A 15289-nucleotide genomic window follows, 5' to 3' on the forward strand; every position below is an offset into this window, starting at 1 on the left:
ATCCAATCCGCTACAGCACAAACGGGCCGGGATCGAAGCCGCGCAGCGCGATATCCGCGTCCAGCGCCTTGCCCCCTGCCCGTTGCAACCGCGTGATCTGCACCGCGCCGCTGCCGCAGGCGACGGTCAAACCGGTCAAGACCTGACCCGGCTCGCCCGCGCCGTCGAACACGGCGCTGCTTAGCAGCTTCACTCGCTCACCGCCGATTTCACACCACGCACCGGGAAAGGGGGACAGGCCCCGGATTTGGCGATCAACCTGCGCGGCGGGCTGGGCCCAATCGATACAGGCCTCGGCCTTGTCGATCTTGGTCGCATAGGTCACGCCGTCCTCTGGCTGCACTTGCGGCGACAGGTCTGGCAGTTGGTTCAGCGCTTGCACGATCAGCGCAGCGCCCATCGCGGACAGCCGATCGTGCAATCCGCCAGTGGTTTCATCCGGCGTAATGGGCGTGGCCTGCCGCAGCAGCACCGGACCGGTATCAAGGCCTGCCTCCATCTGCATGATACAGATGCCGGTGCTCGCATCCCCAGCCATAATCGCGCGGTGTATCGGCGCGGCCCCGCGCCAGCGCGGCAGCAGGCTGGCGTGGATATTCAGGCACCCATGCTCCGGCGCGTCCAGCACGGCCTGCGGCAGGATCAGGCCATAGGCGACAACGACGGCAATATCTGCGTTCAGCGCCGCGAACGCGGCCTGCGCGTCTGAACCTTTTAGCGAAACGGGGTGGCGGACGGGCAGCCCTAGGTCCAGCGCGCGCTGGTGTACCGCGCCGGGCCGATCCTTTTTCCCGCGCCCAGCGGGGCGTGGCGGTTGGGTGTAAACGGCGGCAATGTCGTGGCCTGCATCATACAGGGCCTGCAGGACTGGCACCGAAAACTCCGGCGTTCCCATGAAAACAATACGCATCTGACTGGCCCTTCCCCGTTTGGATCAGCCAACCAGATAGCGCGGCACGCTGCGTTTTGCTAGCAGCTGCGCCCCAGCACCAGCACCCAGTTCGGACCTTGCGCGCCTTGGGTGATGGCGATGCCCATTTCCTTAACCCGCGGGTGCAGCATATTCGCGCGGTGTCCGGCAGAGTTCATCCAGCCACCAATGATCTGCCCAGCGGTCGGAAAGCCCCAGGCCAGGTTCTCGGCGACGGTGCAATAGGCATACCCGGCAGAGCGGACGCGGGCCCCGACGTTCGATCCATTGCTGCCCTTGTGGCCAAAGAACGCGTGGGTGGACATATCGCAGGCATGACCCGTGGCCGCGCGCCCCAGCGTGGGGTTATAGGTCAGCGGCGCCAGCCCGTTTGCCTGCCGCTGCGCGTTCACGCCAGCCGCGACCTCGTTGGCCATCTGATTAACGTTACCCGGCATGGCGCAGCTATTTGCGGCAGCGGCGCCTTGTGCGGTGACCATAAGAAAGACGGCTGCAAGGATGGACCGGAGCATAAAATACCTCTGCAAGAAAGTGGGTGCAGGGGTAGATATGCACGGGGAATATGGCAACCTTAGGCCCAGATCACGGCGCGGAGCCGCCTATTGTACGCAATTTTTCGCCAATTGTGGTCAAGGCGAACAAGATGACGGCCATAACGACAATGGATGGCCCGGCGGGCGTGTCCATCTGCAATGACATGGTCAACCCACCCACGGCGGCCAATATCCCGATCGCCGCAGCGCGCAGCGCCATCCCTTCGGGTGATGTCGCAAGCCGGCGCGCGCCAGCGGCGGGGATGACCAGCAGCGCCGTAATCAACAGCGCGCCGACGACCTTGATCGCGACCGCGACGATGCCCGCCAGCAGCAAGGTCAGGATCAAATTCTCGCGTTGCGGATTGACGCCAGACGCGGTCGCAAGGTCGGGGCTTAACGTTGCCAGCAGCAGCGCGGACCAGTGGAACCACAAAACCCCCAGCACCACCGCCGCGCCGCCCCAAATCACCGCGATATCCATGCGGGACACGGTCAGCACGTCGCCGAACAAATACGCCTCTAGATTGATGCGCGCGCCGGGGATCAAGGTGACGGCCACAAGGCCCGTCGCCAACGCGCCGTGGGCAATCACGCCAAGGATCGTGTCTGTGCCCTGCGCCCGGTCCGACAGGCGGTGGATCAGTACGGCCACGACCAAGGCCACCGCCGCCACGCCCGCAAAGATCGAAATGTTCAGCGCCAAGGCAATCGCCACCCCAAGGATCGCCGCATGCGCCGTGGCGTCGCCGAAATAGGCCATGCGCCGCCAGACCACAAAACAGCCCAAGACGGACGCGGCAAGGGCGGTGCCGATGGCGGCAAGGATCGCGCGGACCAGAAAATCGTCAAGCATGATCGTGTGCCTTGCTGTGGGGCCCATCGTTGTGGCTGTGCCCATGGTCGTGATGATGATCGTGCCCGTGGTCATGCCCGTGATCGTGGTCATGGCGATACAGCGCCAGCGCGCCGCCCGTGCCCGTGCCAAACAATTCGCGGTATGCGGGCGCGGCAGAGACGACCTCTGGCGTGCCTTCGCAGCAGATATGCCCGTTCAAACAGATCACCCGGTCGGACGCGGACATGACGACATGCAGCTCGTGACTGACCATCAGGACCGCGCAGTTCAGGTTCTGACGCACCCCTTCGATCAGGCGATAAAAACTGGCAGAGCCGGGCTGATCCAGCCCCTGCGTCGCCTCGTCCAAGATCAGCAGTTGCGGGCGCGACAACAAGGCGCGGGCCAGCAGAACGCGCTGAAATTGCCCACCCGACAGATCGGCCATCTGGCGCTTTGCCACCTCTGGCACGCCGGTCTTGTCTAGCGCTTTCGCGGCGACCGCGTCGCTGACCCGGTGTGGCAAATCCAGAAACCGCCGCGCGGTCAGTGGCAAGGTTGCATCAATCGCCAGCTTTTGCGGCACATAGCCCAGCCGCAGTCCCGGCGTGCGCGTGACGGTTCCGCCATCCGGCGTCAGCGCGCCAATCAGCACGCGCAGCAGGGTGGATTTGCCAGAGCCATTGGGGCCGACGATGGTCACGATCTCTCCGGCTTTGATATCAAGGCCGACGTTTTGCAGGATCCTATTACCATTGCGCGTAACGCCAATCCCGCGCGCGGACAGCAGGCTCATGGTTGCACCTGACAGGCGGGGCATAGGCCCTGCGCCTCTATCACCGTCTGTTCGATCGCAAAGCCAGCCTGCGATGCCGCCTGCCCTAGCGGCGCTGTGGCGCGGGTTTCGGCGACCTTGTGGCAGCCGCGGCAGATCAGGAAGGCGGGCGCATGATCCGCGCCGGGGTGGGCGCAGGCGATAAAGGCGTTCAGCCCCTCGATGCGGTGGGCAAAGCCGTTATCCACTAAAAAGCCCAGCGCACGGTAGGCAACGGGCGGCTTAGACCCCAACCCTTCCGCATCCAGCCGTGCCAGCACATCATACGCCCCAAGCGCCGCGTGACTTTCCAACAGGATTTCCAGCACCCGGCGGCGCACCGGCGTCAGGCGCAAGTCCGCCGCCGCGCAGTGTTGCTCTGCGCTGCTGATTGCGTCCGAAACGCAGGCGCTATGGTCATGGCGGTCGAATCCGGTGGCGGTCATGGTGTGCCTTGTTATGTTATAACATACGATCTATAGCCCCGCTCAATTCTAACTGCAAGAGGCCCCCTATGATTCGCACCCTCGCCGCCGCGCTGGTCTTGACCACGACGCAAGCCTTGGCCGACGCACCGCTGGTCGTCACCGATATCGCACCGGTGCACAGCCTTGTCGCGCAGATCATGGAGGGCGTCAGCACGCCCGATCTGATCGTGCCGCCCGGCGCTGACGCGCATCATCTGGCGCTGCGCCCCTCTGACGCGCGCAAGCTGTCGCAGGCGCAGATCGTGATCTGGGTTGGCCCGGCGCTGACGCCGTGGCTGTCGGACCCGCTGGAAACACTGGCCCCCGCAGCGGCGACGCTGACCTTGATGGACATGCCGGGCTGGGCGCATCGCGATCTGATCAGCGGGCATGACCACGGCGCAGACGTCGGCGATAACGACCACGCTATCGATCCCCACGCTTGGCTGGATCCAGAGATCGCAATGATCTGGGTCCGCGCGATCCGCAACACGCTGGTCACGACAGACCCGGAAAACGCGAACACCTATACGGCGAACGCTGGCAACGCGCTGGCAGACCTGATGTCACTGCATGACCGCATCAGTGCCGATCTGGCCGATGTGCCGTCTGGCACATGGATCGCACCGCATGCGGCCTTTGGCTATTTTACGGACCGCTACGGCGTGCCCGCCGCCGAGGCGATTTCCGACAGCGATGCAGAGGCCCCCGGCCCTGCCCATCTGGCAGAGCTGCGCGCATTGGTCGAAGCGGGCACCGTCACCTGCGTCATGTCCGAAACCAACGGGCCGACGGATTATGCCGATTTGCTGACCGACGGCACTGATGCGCGCACCGGGGTTATTGACGACACCGGCATGGCGCTTAATCCCGGTCCCGCATTGTATGGTGATCTGCTGACCGGGATCGCGGCGCAGCTGAAGGCCTGCATCGTGCCCTAAGCGCTTCCGAACAGCCCCGTCAGCGCCCGTTGCACTGTGCCAGTGACCGACGGGCGCTTGAGCGCTTGGAACGGCAGCGGGCGGCACACCTCTATCGCGGCGATGCCCACACGGGCGGTCAGGGCACCGTTCACCACGCCTTCACCAAAGCGGCGGGACACTTTGGACAAAAGCCCGCCGCCCGCGACGGAATGGATCAGATCGTCGCCCACGGCCACAGCGCCGGTTGCGACCAGATGCGTCAGCACAGTACGGACCAGCCGCAAGCTGCCCAGCGTGCCAGAGCGTCCGCCATAAATCTCGGCGATGCGGCGGATCATCCGCAGGTTCGACGTCAACGCCGTGAACACATCCGCCAGCGCCAGCGGCACGACGGCCGTCACCACGGCGACTTGCCGCGCGGCGGCCTGCACCTCTGCCACGGCGCGCGCGTCAAGCGGTTCCAGCAGGCTGCGTTCCGCCAGATCAAGCAGCCCGTCAGCGTCCATGATTTCCGGCGCGCGTTCAGCCAATTGCTGGCGGCCCCATGTCGTATCGGGGCGGCCTGCGTAAAGCTGGGTCAAATGGTCCACCACCTTGCGCGCCATCGGCAGGTCGGCCCCTGCGTGGGCTTTGGCGGCCTCGACCTGCACACGGTCGATGCGGCGCAGGCGGCTAAAGGCCGACAGTTCGCGCAGGGCAATCGCCAGCAGGACACAGCAAAAGATGATCAGCAGCGCGCTAAAGGCCATGCCAAGGAACGGGTTACTGGCGATCAACCCGGTGACGAAATTCCACGCCGCCAGCGACACCATAAACCCGATGATGCTGATCAGCAGCGACCAGAACCATTTGCCCAGCGGCGACGACCTGCGCGCGGCCAATGCGGCCACCTTTTGCATTGCGGCCCCCTGCGGGGCGTCGTCCAAAATGACTGGCGCTGTGGCGGGCGTGATATCGGATGCCTCTTCGAGGTCGATCAGCACGGGGCGTTTCACAACAGGTCTCCAATCAGGAATTCTGCGGCCTTATCCAGCCGGATATGCGGCGGGCCTTCGCCGGGGCGCAGGGTCAGCGGCGCAGGGGCAAAGCGCATGATTTTATAATCACCGCTGCCCCAATCGGCAGCGCCTGCCCGCGCGGGGGCTAGCAGATGCTGCGGATCGGTGGGCAAAGCGCCGGGATAAAACGCGGCCTGTTTGCCGGTATCAAGCAACCGCCCGCGCACAACATCCAGCGGCCCGTCGCGGTGATCGACAGTTTCTTCAACCGTGGTGCGCAGGGCGGCGATGGACATCGCTTGGGTCTGCGCGCCGGCGAAATCGGCGCGATCTTTCGCCTCACGCAGCAAGGCCTGCGTGATCGCGGTCAGCTGCGGATGCTGGGTGTGATGCAAATGGTCGGCTTTGGTCGCGGCAAAAAGTATCTTTTCGACCCGCCGGCCAGAGAAGATGCGGCTGATGAAATTGTTGCGTCCGGGGTTAAACGCGCCAAGGATTTCCGCCATCGCCGTGCGCAGGTCATCCAGCGCACGCGGGCCATTGTGGATCGCGCCCAGCACATCAACCAGTACGACCTGTCTATCAATTCGTGCAAAATGATCGCGAAAGAACGGCTGTACGACGTTTTTCTTGTAGGATTCGAACCTGCGTGCCAATTCCCGCCCCAAAGTGCCACGCGCGAAATCGGTGCCCGGTAGCGGGGCAAAGGTCAGCACCGGGCTGCCGGCCAGATCGCCGGGCAACAGGAACCGGCCCGGCGTGCAGTCGGAATATCCCGCCGCGCGCGACGCGTTCAGGTGCGCGGTATAGGCCTGCGCCAGCGCCTTGGCGGCGGGCTCTTCCAGCGGCCCCGCCGCTTCCGTTTGCGCGACAAGCGCCAGATAGTCATCCCCAAGCGGCCGCCCGGCGCAGCGGGCCAACGCGCCCTTGGACCAATCCGCATAGCTTTGATCCAGCAGGCCAAGGTCCAGCAACCATTCGCCGGGGTAATCGACGATATCCAGATGCACGGTCCGCACGCCCTGCAGGCCTGCCATAAACCCGGTTGGCTGCACCTTAAACGACAACCGCAGTTCCGAGATTTGGCGCGTGCCGTCGGGCCATTTTGGATCGGTGGCGGTCAGTTGCGACAGGTAGGTCTCATAATCAAAGCGCGGCAGCGTGTCGTCGGGCTGCGGCTGCAAATACGCCATCTGGATCGCACCGCTGGCGGCAGCGCGCAGTTGCGGCATGCGGCCCCGGTCCATCAGGTTCGCCACGAGCGAGGTGATAAAAACAGTCTTGCCCGCGCGCGATAGCCCCGTCACGCCAAGGCGGATCACCGGATCGCTGAACGGCGCAGTAATTGGCCGGGTGACCGCCCCCGCCGCATTGCCCACGCCGCGCATGATGCCTTCGGTAATGTCAAACAGGCCCACGCGCTGCCCCTTCTGCCTTGGTTGATCGACAGATAGGGCCCAAAGCTTGCCTTGGGTAGGGATTGATTTTGTGCAAAGCGCGGCCTAAGTCCGCGCCATGCCACGCTATGCCATAAAAATCGAATATGACGGCACCCCGTTTTCCGGCTGGCAACGGCAGGTGGACCGCCCGTCCGTGCAAGGCGCGATAGAGTCCGCCTTGGCCAAAATTCAGCCCGGGCCCCATACCATCGGTGCCGCGGGGCGCACGGATGCGGGCGTGCATGCGGTGGGGCAAGTGGCCCATTGCGACCTGACGCGCGACTGGGACCCGTTCCGTTTGTCAGAGGCGGTGAATTATCACCTAAAGCCTTTGCCCGTCGCCATCACGGATTGCGCGCGGGTCGATGACGACTGGCACGCCCGCTTTACGGCGACAGAGCGGCGCTATTTGTTCCGCCTTGCGGCCCGCCGCGCGCCGCTGGCGCTGGATGCCGGGCGGATGTGGCAGGTCAAGCTGCCGCTGGATGCAGCCGCCATGCAGGAAGGCGCGGATCATCTGCTGGGCCTGCATGATTTCACCACCTTCCGCGCCGCGATGTGCCAGGCGGACAGCCCGCTGCGCACGCTGGACGAGCTGCGGGTCGAGGAAGTTCCAGCTCACACGGGCCAGATGTTCCACATCCACGTCCGCGCCCGGTCATTCCTGCACAATCAGGTCCGCAGCTTTGTCGGCACGCTTGAACGCGTTGGCAGCGGGCATTGGCAGCCTGAACAGGTAAAAACCGCACTAGAGGCCCGCGATCGCACCGCGTGCGGGCCGGTTTGCCCGCCGCAGGGCCTGTACCTTGCGGCTGTGACCTATCCCGATGATCCCTTTGTTTAAGCGTTAAACCGCCCAAGCGCTGCCGCCTGTATCAATCTGTTGCCGCTGCGTTAACAAAGTCGCGCAAAACCTGCGCCAGATAGAGCTTCAGACCACAGGTTTATTTGCGTTTGTTTCGTGATACGCTACAACAACCCCAACGACGACAGGGGATGCAGTGTGACGTTTAAACAGATCAGTTGGACTGCTGTCCTTTTTTTAACGACTGCCACAGCCGCCACCCCGCAAGACGTATCTCTGAACGCGCCCGGCGCGGATGATAGCCTGCTGACCTTGCTAAAAGATGCGTCGCTGTCGCGCAGTGTTGGCGACGAAGAAGACCCCCAGCCGCAGGATTATGTCGCCGCCGCCCGCGCAGATTATCGCCGCTTGCTGACCGCGTTTTATGCGGCCGGATATTACAGCGGCACCATATCGATCAAGGTTAACGGGACCGAGGCTGCGAACCTTGCGCCGCTGGCCGCGCCAGAACAGATCGACACCATCGACATCGCGGTCGATCCCGGCCCGCTTTTCACCTTTGGTGTCGCATCCGTCGCGCCGCTGGCCCCCGGCACCGAACTGCCCGAAGGCTTTGCCACCGGCGAGGATGCAAAGGCCGATGTGATCCGCCAAGCCAGCAGCAACGCCCGCACTGCATGGCGTAATCAAGGTTACGCCAAGGTTGAAGCGGCTGGTCAGCAAATCGTCGCGCGGCATAACGACAACGAACTAGACGCCAGCGTCACCATCGCGCCGGGGCCAAAGCTGACCTTTGGCGCGCTAACCGTCACCGGCAACGAAAAGGTCCGCACAAGCGCCATCACCCGCATCGCAGGTCTGCCCACGGGCGAAGTTTACGACCCAGAAGAGCTGACAGAATCCGCGCGCCGCCTGCGCGAAACGGGGGCCTTCGATAGCGTTGCCTTGACCGAAGCCGACGATATCGGCCCCAACGACACCCTGCCGATCACGGTAGCCATCGCTGAAAGCAAGCCGCGCCGCATTGGCGTCGGTCTAGAATATTCCACTGTCGAAGGCATCCGCACATCCGCCTATTGGATGCACCGCAACTTCTTTGGCGGCGCGGAAAATCTGCGCTTTGACGCAGAGGTCGCAGGCATCGGCGGCGGGACGGGCGGCATCGACTATAGCCTGTCCACTGCGCTGAAAATCCCCGCCATCTATGGCCCGGACACCGACCTAACCGCCACGGCTGAAATCAGCCGCGAGGACGAGCCTGATTACCTGATCGACAGCGCCAGCACCGAAGTCTTGGTCAGCCGTCTGATCACCAAAGATCTGGAAATTGAAGGCGGTTTCGGCCTGCTGACCGCGAAAGAGGTCACAGATCTGGGCACGCGCAACTATACGCTGCTGACCGCGCCACTGTCCGTCACTTATGACAAGCGCGACAGCGAAACGAACGCCAAGAACGGTTATTACATCAAGGCCACAGGCACGCCGTTCCTGTCCGTCGCAGGCGGGTCCAGCGGCGCGCGGGGCTATCTGGACGGGCGCGGCTATTACAGTTTTGGCACCGACGATCGCTTTACCATCGCGGCGCGCGGCCAAGTCGGCACGCTGATCGGGACGGACGAAGCCGACGCACCTGCCGACTATTTGTTCTATTCTGGCGGTAGCGGCACGGTGCGCGGCGAGGGGTATAAATCCTTAGGCCTTGACCAGACCGTCGACGGCGAAACCGTCACCACGGGCGGCACATCCTTTGCCGGTGCCCAGCTAGAGGCGCGGGTCGGGATCACCGATGCGATCAGCGTCGTTGGCTTTTACGATTACGGCTATGTGGGGGGCAGCGCGACGCCGCTGACCGACGGCGCGGACCAGTCCGGCGTCGGGCTTGGCGTGCGCTATGACACGGGCATCGGCCCCATTCGTCTGGACGTAGGCACCCCCGCCAGCGGTGACGATCAGTTTAAATCAGTCGAAGTTTACATTGGTATCGGACAAGCGTTTTGAAACATCTCCTTCTTCTGCTGACTCTGCTGACCCTGCCCTTTGCCGCTGTCGCGCAGGATGACGACGGCGAAGGCTATTTGACGCGCCTGATCCAAGACAACCTGTCGGGCGATGACCGGATCGTGGATGTTCAAGGGTTTGAGGGCGCGCTGTCATCCCGCGCCACAGTGGACAAGATCACCGTCGCCGATAGCGAAGGCGTCTGGCTAGAGCTGAACAACGTCGTGCTGGACTGGAACCGCAGCGCCCTGCTGCGCGGGCGGATCGACGTGCAGGAACTGACGGCAGAGCTGGTCAAACTGGAACGCGCACCCGTGTCCGATGCCGCGAGCGTCCCCTCGCCAGAGGCGACGCCGTTTTCCTTGCCAGAACTGCCGGTCGGCATCACGCTCGACACGCTCGACATCGCCCGCATTGAATTGGGCGAGACGTTTTTGGGCGAAGCAGTGGCCCTATCGCTGACCGGATCCGCCAGCCTTGCGAATGGCGAGGGCGAAGCAGATGTGACCGCGACGCGGCTGGACGGGCAGACTGGCGTCTTTGCGATCAACGGCAATTATGACAACGAAAACAAAGTGCTGGGCCTGAATTTAAACGTCGAAGAAGGCGCGGATGGCATCGTCTCGCGCTTGATGGGGCTGCCGGATCGCCCATCGCTGAAGCTGGCGATTACAGGCGAGGCCCCGATCAGTGACTTTGCCGCCGATATGTCGTTGGCCACCGATGGCCAAGACCGGATCACTGGTGATTTTGCGTTGAATTCGACCGAAGGTCAGACCGGCTTTGCCCTGAACATCGGCGGCGATCTGACGCCGCTGCTGGCCGCCGATTACCAGGGTTTCTTTGGCCCCGACGTGTCCTTGATCGCCGCCGGATCGCTAAGCGACGGGGGCATCTTTTCGCTGTCCAAGCTTGACCTGAAAGCGCAAAGACTGACCCTGACGGGACAGGCGACGATTGGATCATCCGGTTGGCCCGAAACGATCGCCCTGACGGGCAAGATTGCCGATGCTGCGGGCGAACCTGTGTTGCTGCCAATCAGCGGCCCCAAGACATACGTCGACAGCATCGATCTGGCGCTGAACTATGACCAAAGCATCAGCAACGACTGGACCGCCCTGTTCGACATCGAAGGGTTTGACCGCCCCGGTCTCGGGATCGACACCATCGCCCTGAACGGCGGCGGTATTATCGTGAACGGCAATGGCGACGCAAAAGGTGCCCTGACCGCTGACCTGACCTACGCGGCGAGCGGCGTGCAGCTGGACGACGCGGGCGCGGCGCAGGCCTTTGGCGACAGCCTGACCGGGCGTATCATGCTGAACCGCGACGAGGATCAACCAACGCAGATCACGACCTTGACCCTCACTGGGCCCGGGATTGAGGTCGGTGCCGATGCCACCGTGCAAGGCGCGAAGGACGGTTTTCGCACGCGCGCGAATGTGGTGCTAGACGCAGAGGCACTGGGACGCTTTTCCACCCTTGCCGGGCGCAATTTGGGCGGCGGCGCGCAGGCGAATATCATCGCGGACATCACACCGCTCGACGGCCTATTCGACATCCTCCTGAACGCGACGACGCAGGATCTGGCCGTCGATGTGTCGCAACTTGATCCCGTGCTTGCAGGCACCGGCACCGTATCGGTGCAGGCCGTGCGCGACACGGAAGGCACGCGCATCAACGATCTGCTGATTGAGACGCCAGAGGCGACAGTCAGCGCCAATGCCAACATCAGCAGCGGCGTCAGCACCGGCGATTTCGACGTATCCGTGCAAGATGTCGGACTGATTGCCGATGGCCTAAGCGGTCCCGCCCGCATCACTGGCACAGCAGACCGCACAGACGCGGGCAATGTGACCTTTGCCGTGAACGGCACCGGACCGCAGACGACATTTGAGGCCACGGGCACCGTTGATCCGTCGGACGAAGGTCAGACGATCAACGCCGTGCTGAACGCGCAGGCCGGCGATCTGTCGCAGTTTTCGCAGATCGCGGGGCGCGATCTGGCGGGCAGCGTGAACCTGACCGTGAATGCCGTGATGCTGTCGGATATGACCCGCTATACGGCAGAAATCAGCGGCACGACCCAAGATTTGCAGACGGGCACGCCGCAACTTGACCCTCTGCTGACCGGCGCAGGCACGATTGCGGGCGAAGTCGGATATATCGGCGAAGATCGCTATATTATCAAAGGCCTAGACCTGCGCACCCCGCAGCTGTCCCTGACGGCCGACGCCGACGGCGGCATGACCGGGCCACTGACCGCGAATGCCAATGCGCGCATCGCAAACATGGGCCTGATCGCCCCCGGCCTGACCGGACCGCTGACCGTGGCACTGAATGCAGACCGCGATGACGCAGGCGTCACGGATGCGGTGCTGACGGCAAATGGCCCCGGCACCAATATTAACGCCGACGTTCAGATCGCGGCCCCTGTCGATGATTACCGCCTGACCGGCACGATCAAGGCGGCCGTGGCCGAACTCGCCCCCTATTCGAACCTTGCGGGCCGCACGCTGGGCGGCGGTGTCGATGTGACGCTAGACGGCACTTTGCTGCCGGACCTAAGCCTGTTTGACGTGACGCTGGATGGCAGCACCCGCAGCCTGAAGGTCGATATCCCGCAGGTTGATGCCCTGATGGCAGGCCCCGGCACGATCAGCGGCGGCGTGGCGCGCAGCGGGCCAGACGCCTTTGCGCTGACGAACCTTGATATCGCCACACCGCAACTGACCGTGCAGGGCAGCGCCAATGGCGGGCTGACGGGACCGCTCGCTGCTGACATTACCGCACGGCTGAACGACGCGGGCGCGCTGGCGGGCGGGCTGAACGGGCCGCTGGCGATTGACCTGACCGCAGACCGCAACGCGGCGGGCACGGCGCAGGTCAACCTGACGGCCAACGGCTCTGGCGCGGATGTGACGCTGGACGCGCAGGTCGCCCCGCAAGAGGATGACTACCGCATCACAGGCAACCTTGATGCCTCTGTCGCGAACCTTGCCAGCTTTGCCGCATTGACGGGTCAGCCGGTGTCAGGCAGCGTGAACCTGACGGCGAATGGCACGCTGCTGCCAGACCTAAGCCAGCTTGACGCGCAACTGAACGCGACAACGGGCAACCTTGCCATCGGCAACGAACAGGTCGACCAACTGCTGCGCGGCCAAGGGCGGATCGTGCTGGATGCGGCCAAATCGGGCAGCGACATCACGCTGCGCAGCTTTGATGTACAATTCCCGCAACTGACCGCCAGCGGCAACTTGAGCGCCGCGGGCGGCGGCGCGGCCAATGGCACGATTGACGCCCGTCTGGCGGATGTGGGCCTGTTCACGGACGCCTTGTCCGGCCCGGTCACAGCCCAAGGCCAGATCGGCCGCACGGCGGCTGGCGGCTATACCCTGAACATCGACGCCACCGGACCGGGCGGCATTGCAGCCACGGCCAGCGGACAGGTTGCGGGTAACGGCAACCTAGATATCGACGTGAACGGCAGCGCGCCGCTGGCGCTGGCGAACCCCTTTATCGCGCCGCGCAACATCGACGGGATCACCACCTTTGATCTGTCGGCGAACGGCCCCCCTGCCCTGTCATCGGTGACCGGCCAGATCAGCACCACCGGTGCCCGCCTGTCTGCCCCGTCACTGGGACAGGCACTGGAGGATATCAACGCGACCATCGCCTTGAACGGGGCCAATGCGCAGGTCAATCTGACCGGCAACGTCCAATCCGGCGGCGGCATCGCGATCAGTGGCCCGGTAGCCCTGACCGCACCCTATAACGCAGATCTGACGCTGAACGTGAACGCCGTCGAACTGATCGACCCCGAGCTTTATGAGACTGTCGTGAACGGCCAGATCACCGTCAACGGTGCGCTGACCGGCGGCGCGCGGATTGCCGGTCTGCTGACGCTTGGAGAGACGAACATTCAGGTGCCATCCTCTGGCACCAGCGCCTTGGGCGAATTGCCCGACGTTACCCACCTGAACCCCAGCGCCGCCGTGCGCCTGACGCTGAACCGGGCCGATGTGGCGGTGAATGCGTCAAACACGGCGCAAACAGAAACCGCCAGCGGGCCGGCCTTTCCACTGGACGTGCGGGTCGATGCGCCGAACCGGATATTCATTCGTGGTCGCGGGCTGGATGCCGAACTGGGCGGCAGCCTGACACTGGGCGGCACGACGGCGAATATCGTGCCCGTCGGTCAATTCGATCTGCAACGTGGCCGGATCAGCATCCTGCAGCAACGCTTTGATTTGTCCGAAGGTTCTGCCAGCCTGCAAGGTGATTTCATCCCCTACATCCGCCTTGTCGCCACGACAGAGGCAGACACAGGCACGACGATCAACATCATCGTCGAAGGTCCGGCCAACGATCCAGAGGTCACCTTTGAATCGACGCCAAGCCTGCCGCAGGATGAAGTCTTGGCGCAGCTGATCTTTGGCCGCGATATCTCTGAAATCTCGCCTTTGCAGGCGGTCCAACTGGCTGCCGCCGTGGCAGAGCTGGCGGGGCGCGGAGGCGGCGGGCTAATTGACGGCTTCCGCTCTGGCATCGGGCTGGACGATTTCGACGTGACGACGGATGACGAGGGCAACGCGGCGGTGCGGGCCGGTAAATACCTGTCGGATAATATCTATACCGACGTCACGATCGGCAGCGACGGCACGACAGAGATCAACCTGAACCTTGATATCACCGACGAGATTACCGCCAAGGGCACCGCCGGTGCTGACGGCGAGACCAGCGTCGGTATCTTCTTTGAGCGCGATTACTAAGCGCAATTAAGGCCCCGCCCTGCGCGGCGGGGCCAGTATCGCACATATGCTGTGCGCCATATGCTGGCTGCAGACGTGGACACGAGCCCCCGCGCAGCCCATCCTTTGCAAGGCAATTGCCCGCGCAAAGGACCCGGCTGACATGGAAGACCTGACCCTAGAACACCGTACTGGTCTGCCCGACGCGCTGCGCGTTCTTCTAGAGGCCTATCCGCGCCAAGGCTGGACGCAAGACCCCGGCTTTGACGGGTTGATCCGGTTCTGGCTGGACCGTCACCTGATGTTCCGCCGTCTGCTGGCAGAGATGCAGACCGGCACCGAAGGGCTGCTGGACCGCAATGTTGATCCGCAAGCCTTTGCCAAACAGGTGTCGCGCTATGGGGGGATGTTTGTGAATGGTCTGCACGAGCATCACACGATTGAGGACACGCATTATTTCCCAAAGCTGCAAGCCAAAGACAGCCGCGTTGCGCGAGGGTTTGATATTCTGGACGCCGACCATCATGCGCTCGACGGGCATTTGGCCGCTTTCGTGGACAGCGCAAATGGGGTGCTAACGCGGCTGGATGATCGCGCCGCGCTGCAGGACGGGGCCGCAGTGTTCAAGGCGTCGCTGAATGATATGGAGCGGCTGTTGAACCGCCACCTGAGCGATGAGGAAGATCTGATTGTGCCGGTGATCCTGCGTTATGGCAGCAGTGATTTAGGCGGGTGATGGTGTGCGAACAGGCGGGGTGAGTCTAAGGCCATGGGGGCTTTGCCCCCAAACCC

12 protein-coding genes are annotated in these 15289 nt (G+C 63.5%); 5 read left to right on the forward strand and 7 right to left on the reverse strand.

Translation table 11 applies throughout. The features are described from left to right. Positions 1-10: 10 nt before the first annotated feature. The 5 genes from fmt to KBW81_RS11980 form a co-directional block, all read right to left on the reverse strand. A complete protein-coding gene (gene fmt, locus KBW81_RS11960) occupies positions 11-910 on the reverse strand; it encodes a methionyl-tRNA formyltransferase (protein ID WP_254247323.1) in 900 nt (299 codons plus the stop codon). Between the two features lie 59 nt (positions 911-969). Beyond that, complete coding sequence (locus KBW81_RS11965) at positions 970-1443, reverse strand: CAP domain-containing protein (RefSeq protein ID WP_090186748.1); 474 nt, start codon at positions 1441-1443, stop codon at positions 970-972. Between the two features lie 70 nt (positions 1444-1513). Then, entirely contained in the window at positions 1514-2320 is an 807-nt protein-coding gene (locus tag KBW81_RS11970; protein WP_254249057.1) for an iron chelate uptake ABC transporter family permease subunit, read from the reverse strand. Beyond that, positions 2313-3098 carry an ATP-binding cassette domain-containing protein gene (locus KBW81_RS11975; RefSeq protein ID WP_254249058.1) on the reverse strand — a complete coding sequence of 262 codons (786 nt, stop codon included), beginning with the start codon at positions 3096-3098 and terminating at the stop codon, positions 2313-2315. The genes KBW81_RS11970 and KBW81_RS11975 overlap by 8 nt, the downstream gene beginning before the upstream one ends. Then, positions 3095-3562, reverse strand: coding sequence for a Fur family transcriptional regulator (locus KBW81_RS11980; RefSeq protein ID WP_090186756.1), 468 nt, complete (start codon positions 3560-3562; stop codon positions 3095-3097). Before KBW81_RS11980 ends, KBW81_RS11975 begins: the two co-directional genes overlap by 4 nt. A 68-nt stretch (positions 3563-3630) precedes the next feature. Here KBW81_RS11980 and KBW81_RS11985 point away from each other — a divergent pair, with 68 nt between their 5' ends. Next, complete coding sequence (locus KBW81_RS11985; RefSeq protein ID WP_254247324.1) at positions 3631-4524, forward strand: zinc ABC transporter substrate-binding protein; 894 nt, start codon at positions 3631-3633, stop codon at positions 4522-4524. On the opposite strand, the gene KBW81_RS11990 is transcribed toward KBW81_RS11985, so the two are convergent. Together KBW81_RS11990 and KBW81_RS11995 are read right to left on the reverse strand one after the other, a co-directional pair. After that, positions 4521-5501 (reverse strand): YcjF family protein, encoded by a 981-nt coding sequence (locus KBW81_RS11990; RefSeq protein WP_254247325.1) that lies wholly within the window; start codon positions 5499-5501, stop codon positions 4521-4523. The genes KBW81_RS11985 and KBW81_RS11990 overlap by 4 nt on opposite strands. Then, on the reverse strand, positions 5498-6892 hold the full coding sequence (locus KBW81_RS11995; RefSeq protein WP_254249059.1) for a YcjX family GTP-binding protein: 1395 nt from the start codon (positions 6890-6892) through the stop codon (positions 5498-5500). Before KBW81_RS11995 ends, KBW81_RS11990 begins: the two co-directional genes overlap by 4 nt. A gap of 127 nt (positions 6893-7019) precedes the next feature. Here KBW81_RS11995 and truA point away from each other — a divergent pair, with 127 nt between their 5' ends. From truA to KBW81_RS12015, 4 genes are all read left to right on the forward strand, one after another. Then, on the forward strand, positions 7020-7787 hold the full coding sequence (gene truA, locus KBW81_RS12000; RefSeq protein ID WP_254247326.1) for a tRNA pseudouridine(38-40) synthase TruA: 768 nt from the start codon (positions 7020-7022) through the stop codon (positions 7785-7787). Positions 7788-7946: 159 nt separating this feature from the next. Next, positions 7947-9746 carry an autotransporter assembly complex protein TamA gene (locus KBW81_RS12005; RefSeq protein ID WP_254247327.1) on the forward strand — a complete coding sequence of 600 codons (1800 nt, stop codon included), beginning with the start codon at positions 7947-7949 and terminating at the stop codon, positions 9744-9746. Next, entirely contained in the window at positions 9743-14518 is a 4776-nt protein-coding gene (locus tag KBW81_RS12010; protein WP_254247328.1) for a translocation/assembly module TamB domain-containing protein, read from the forward strand. The genes KBW81_RS12005 and KBW81_RS12010 overlap by 4 nt, the downstream gene beginning before the upstream one ends. A gap of 142 nt (positions 14519-14660) precedes the next feature. Next, positions 14661-15233: a hemerythrin domain-containing protein gene (locus KBW81_RS12015; RefSeq protein ID WP_254247329.1), complete on the forward strand. Its 573-nt coding sequence runs from the start codon at positions 14661-14663 to the stop codon at positions 15231-15233. The last annotated feature ends 56 nt before the right edge of the window (positions 15234-15289 follow it).

The sequence above is a fragment of the Loktanella salsilacus genome (assembly GCF_024206795.1).
Classification (GTDB): Bacteria; Pseudomonadota; Alphaproteobacteria; order Rhodobacterales; family Rhodobacteraceae; genus Loktanella; species Loktanella salsilacus.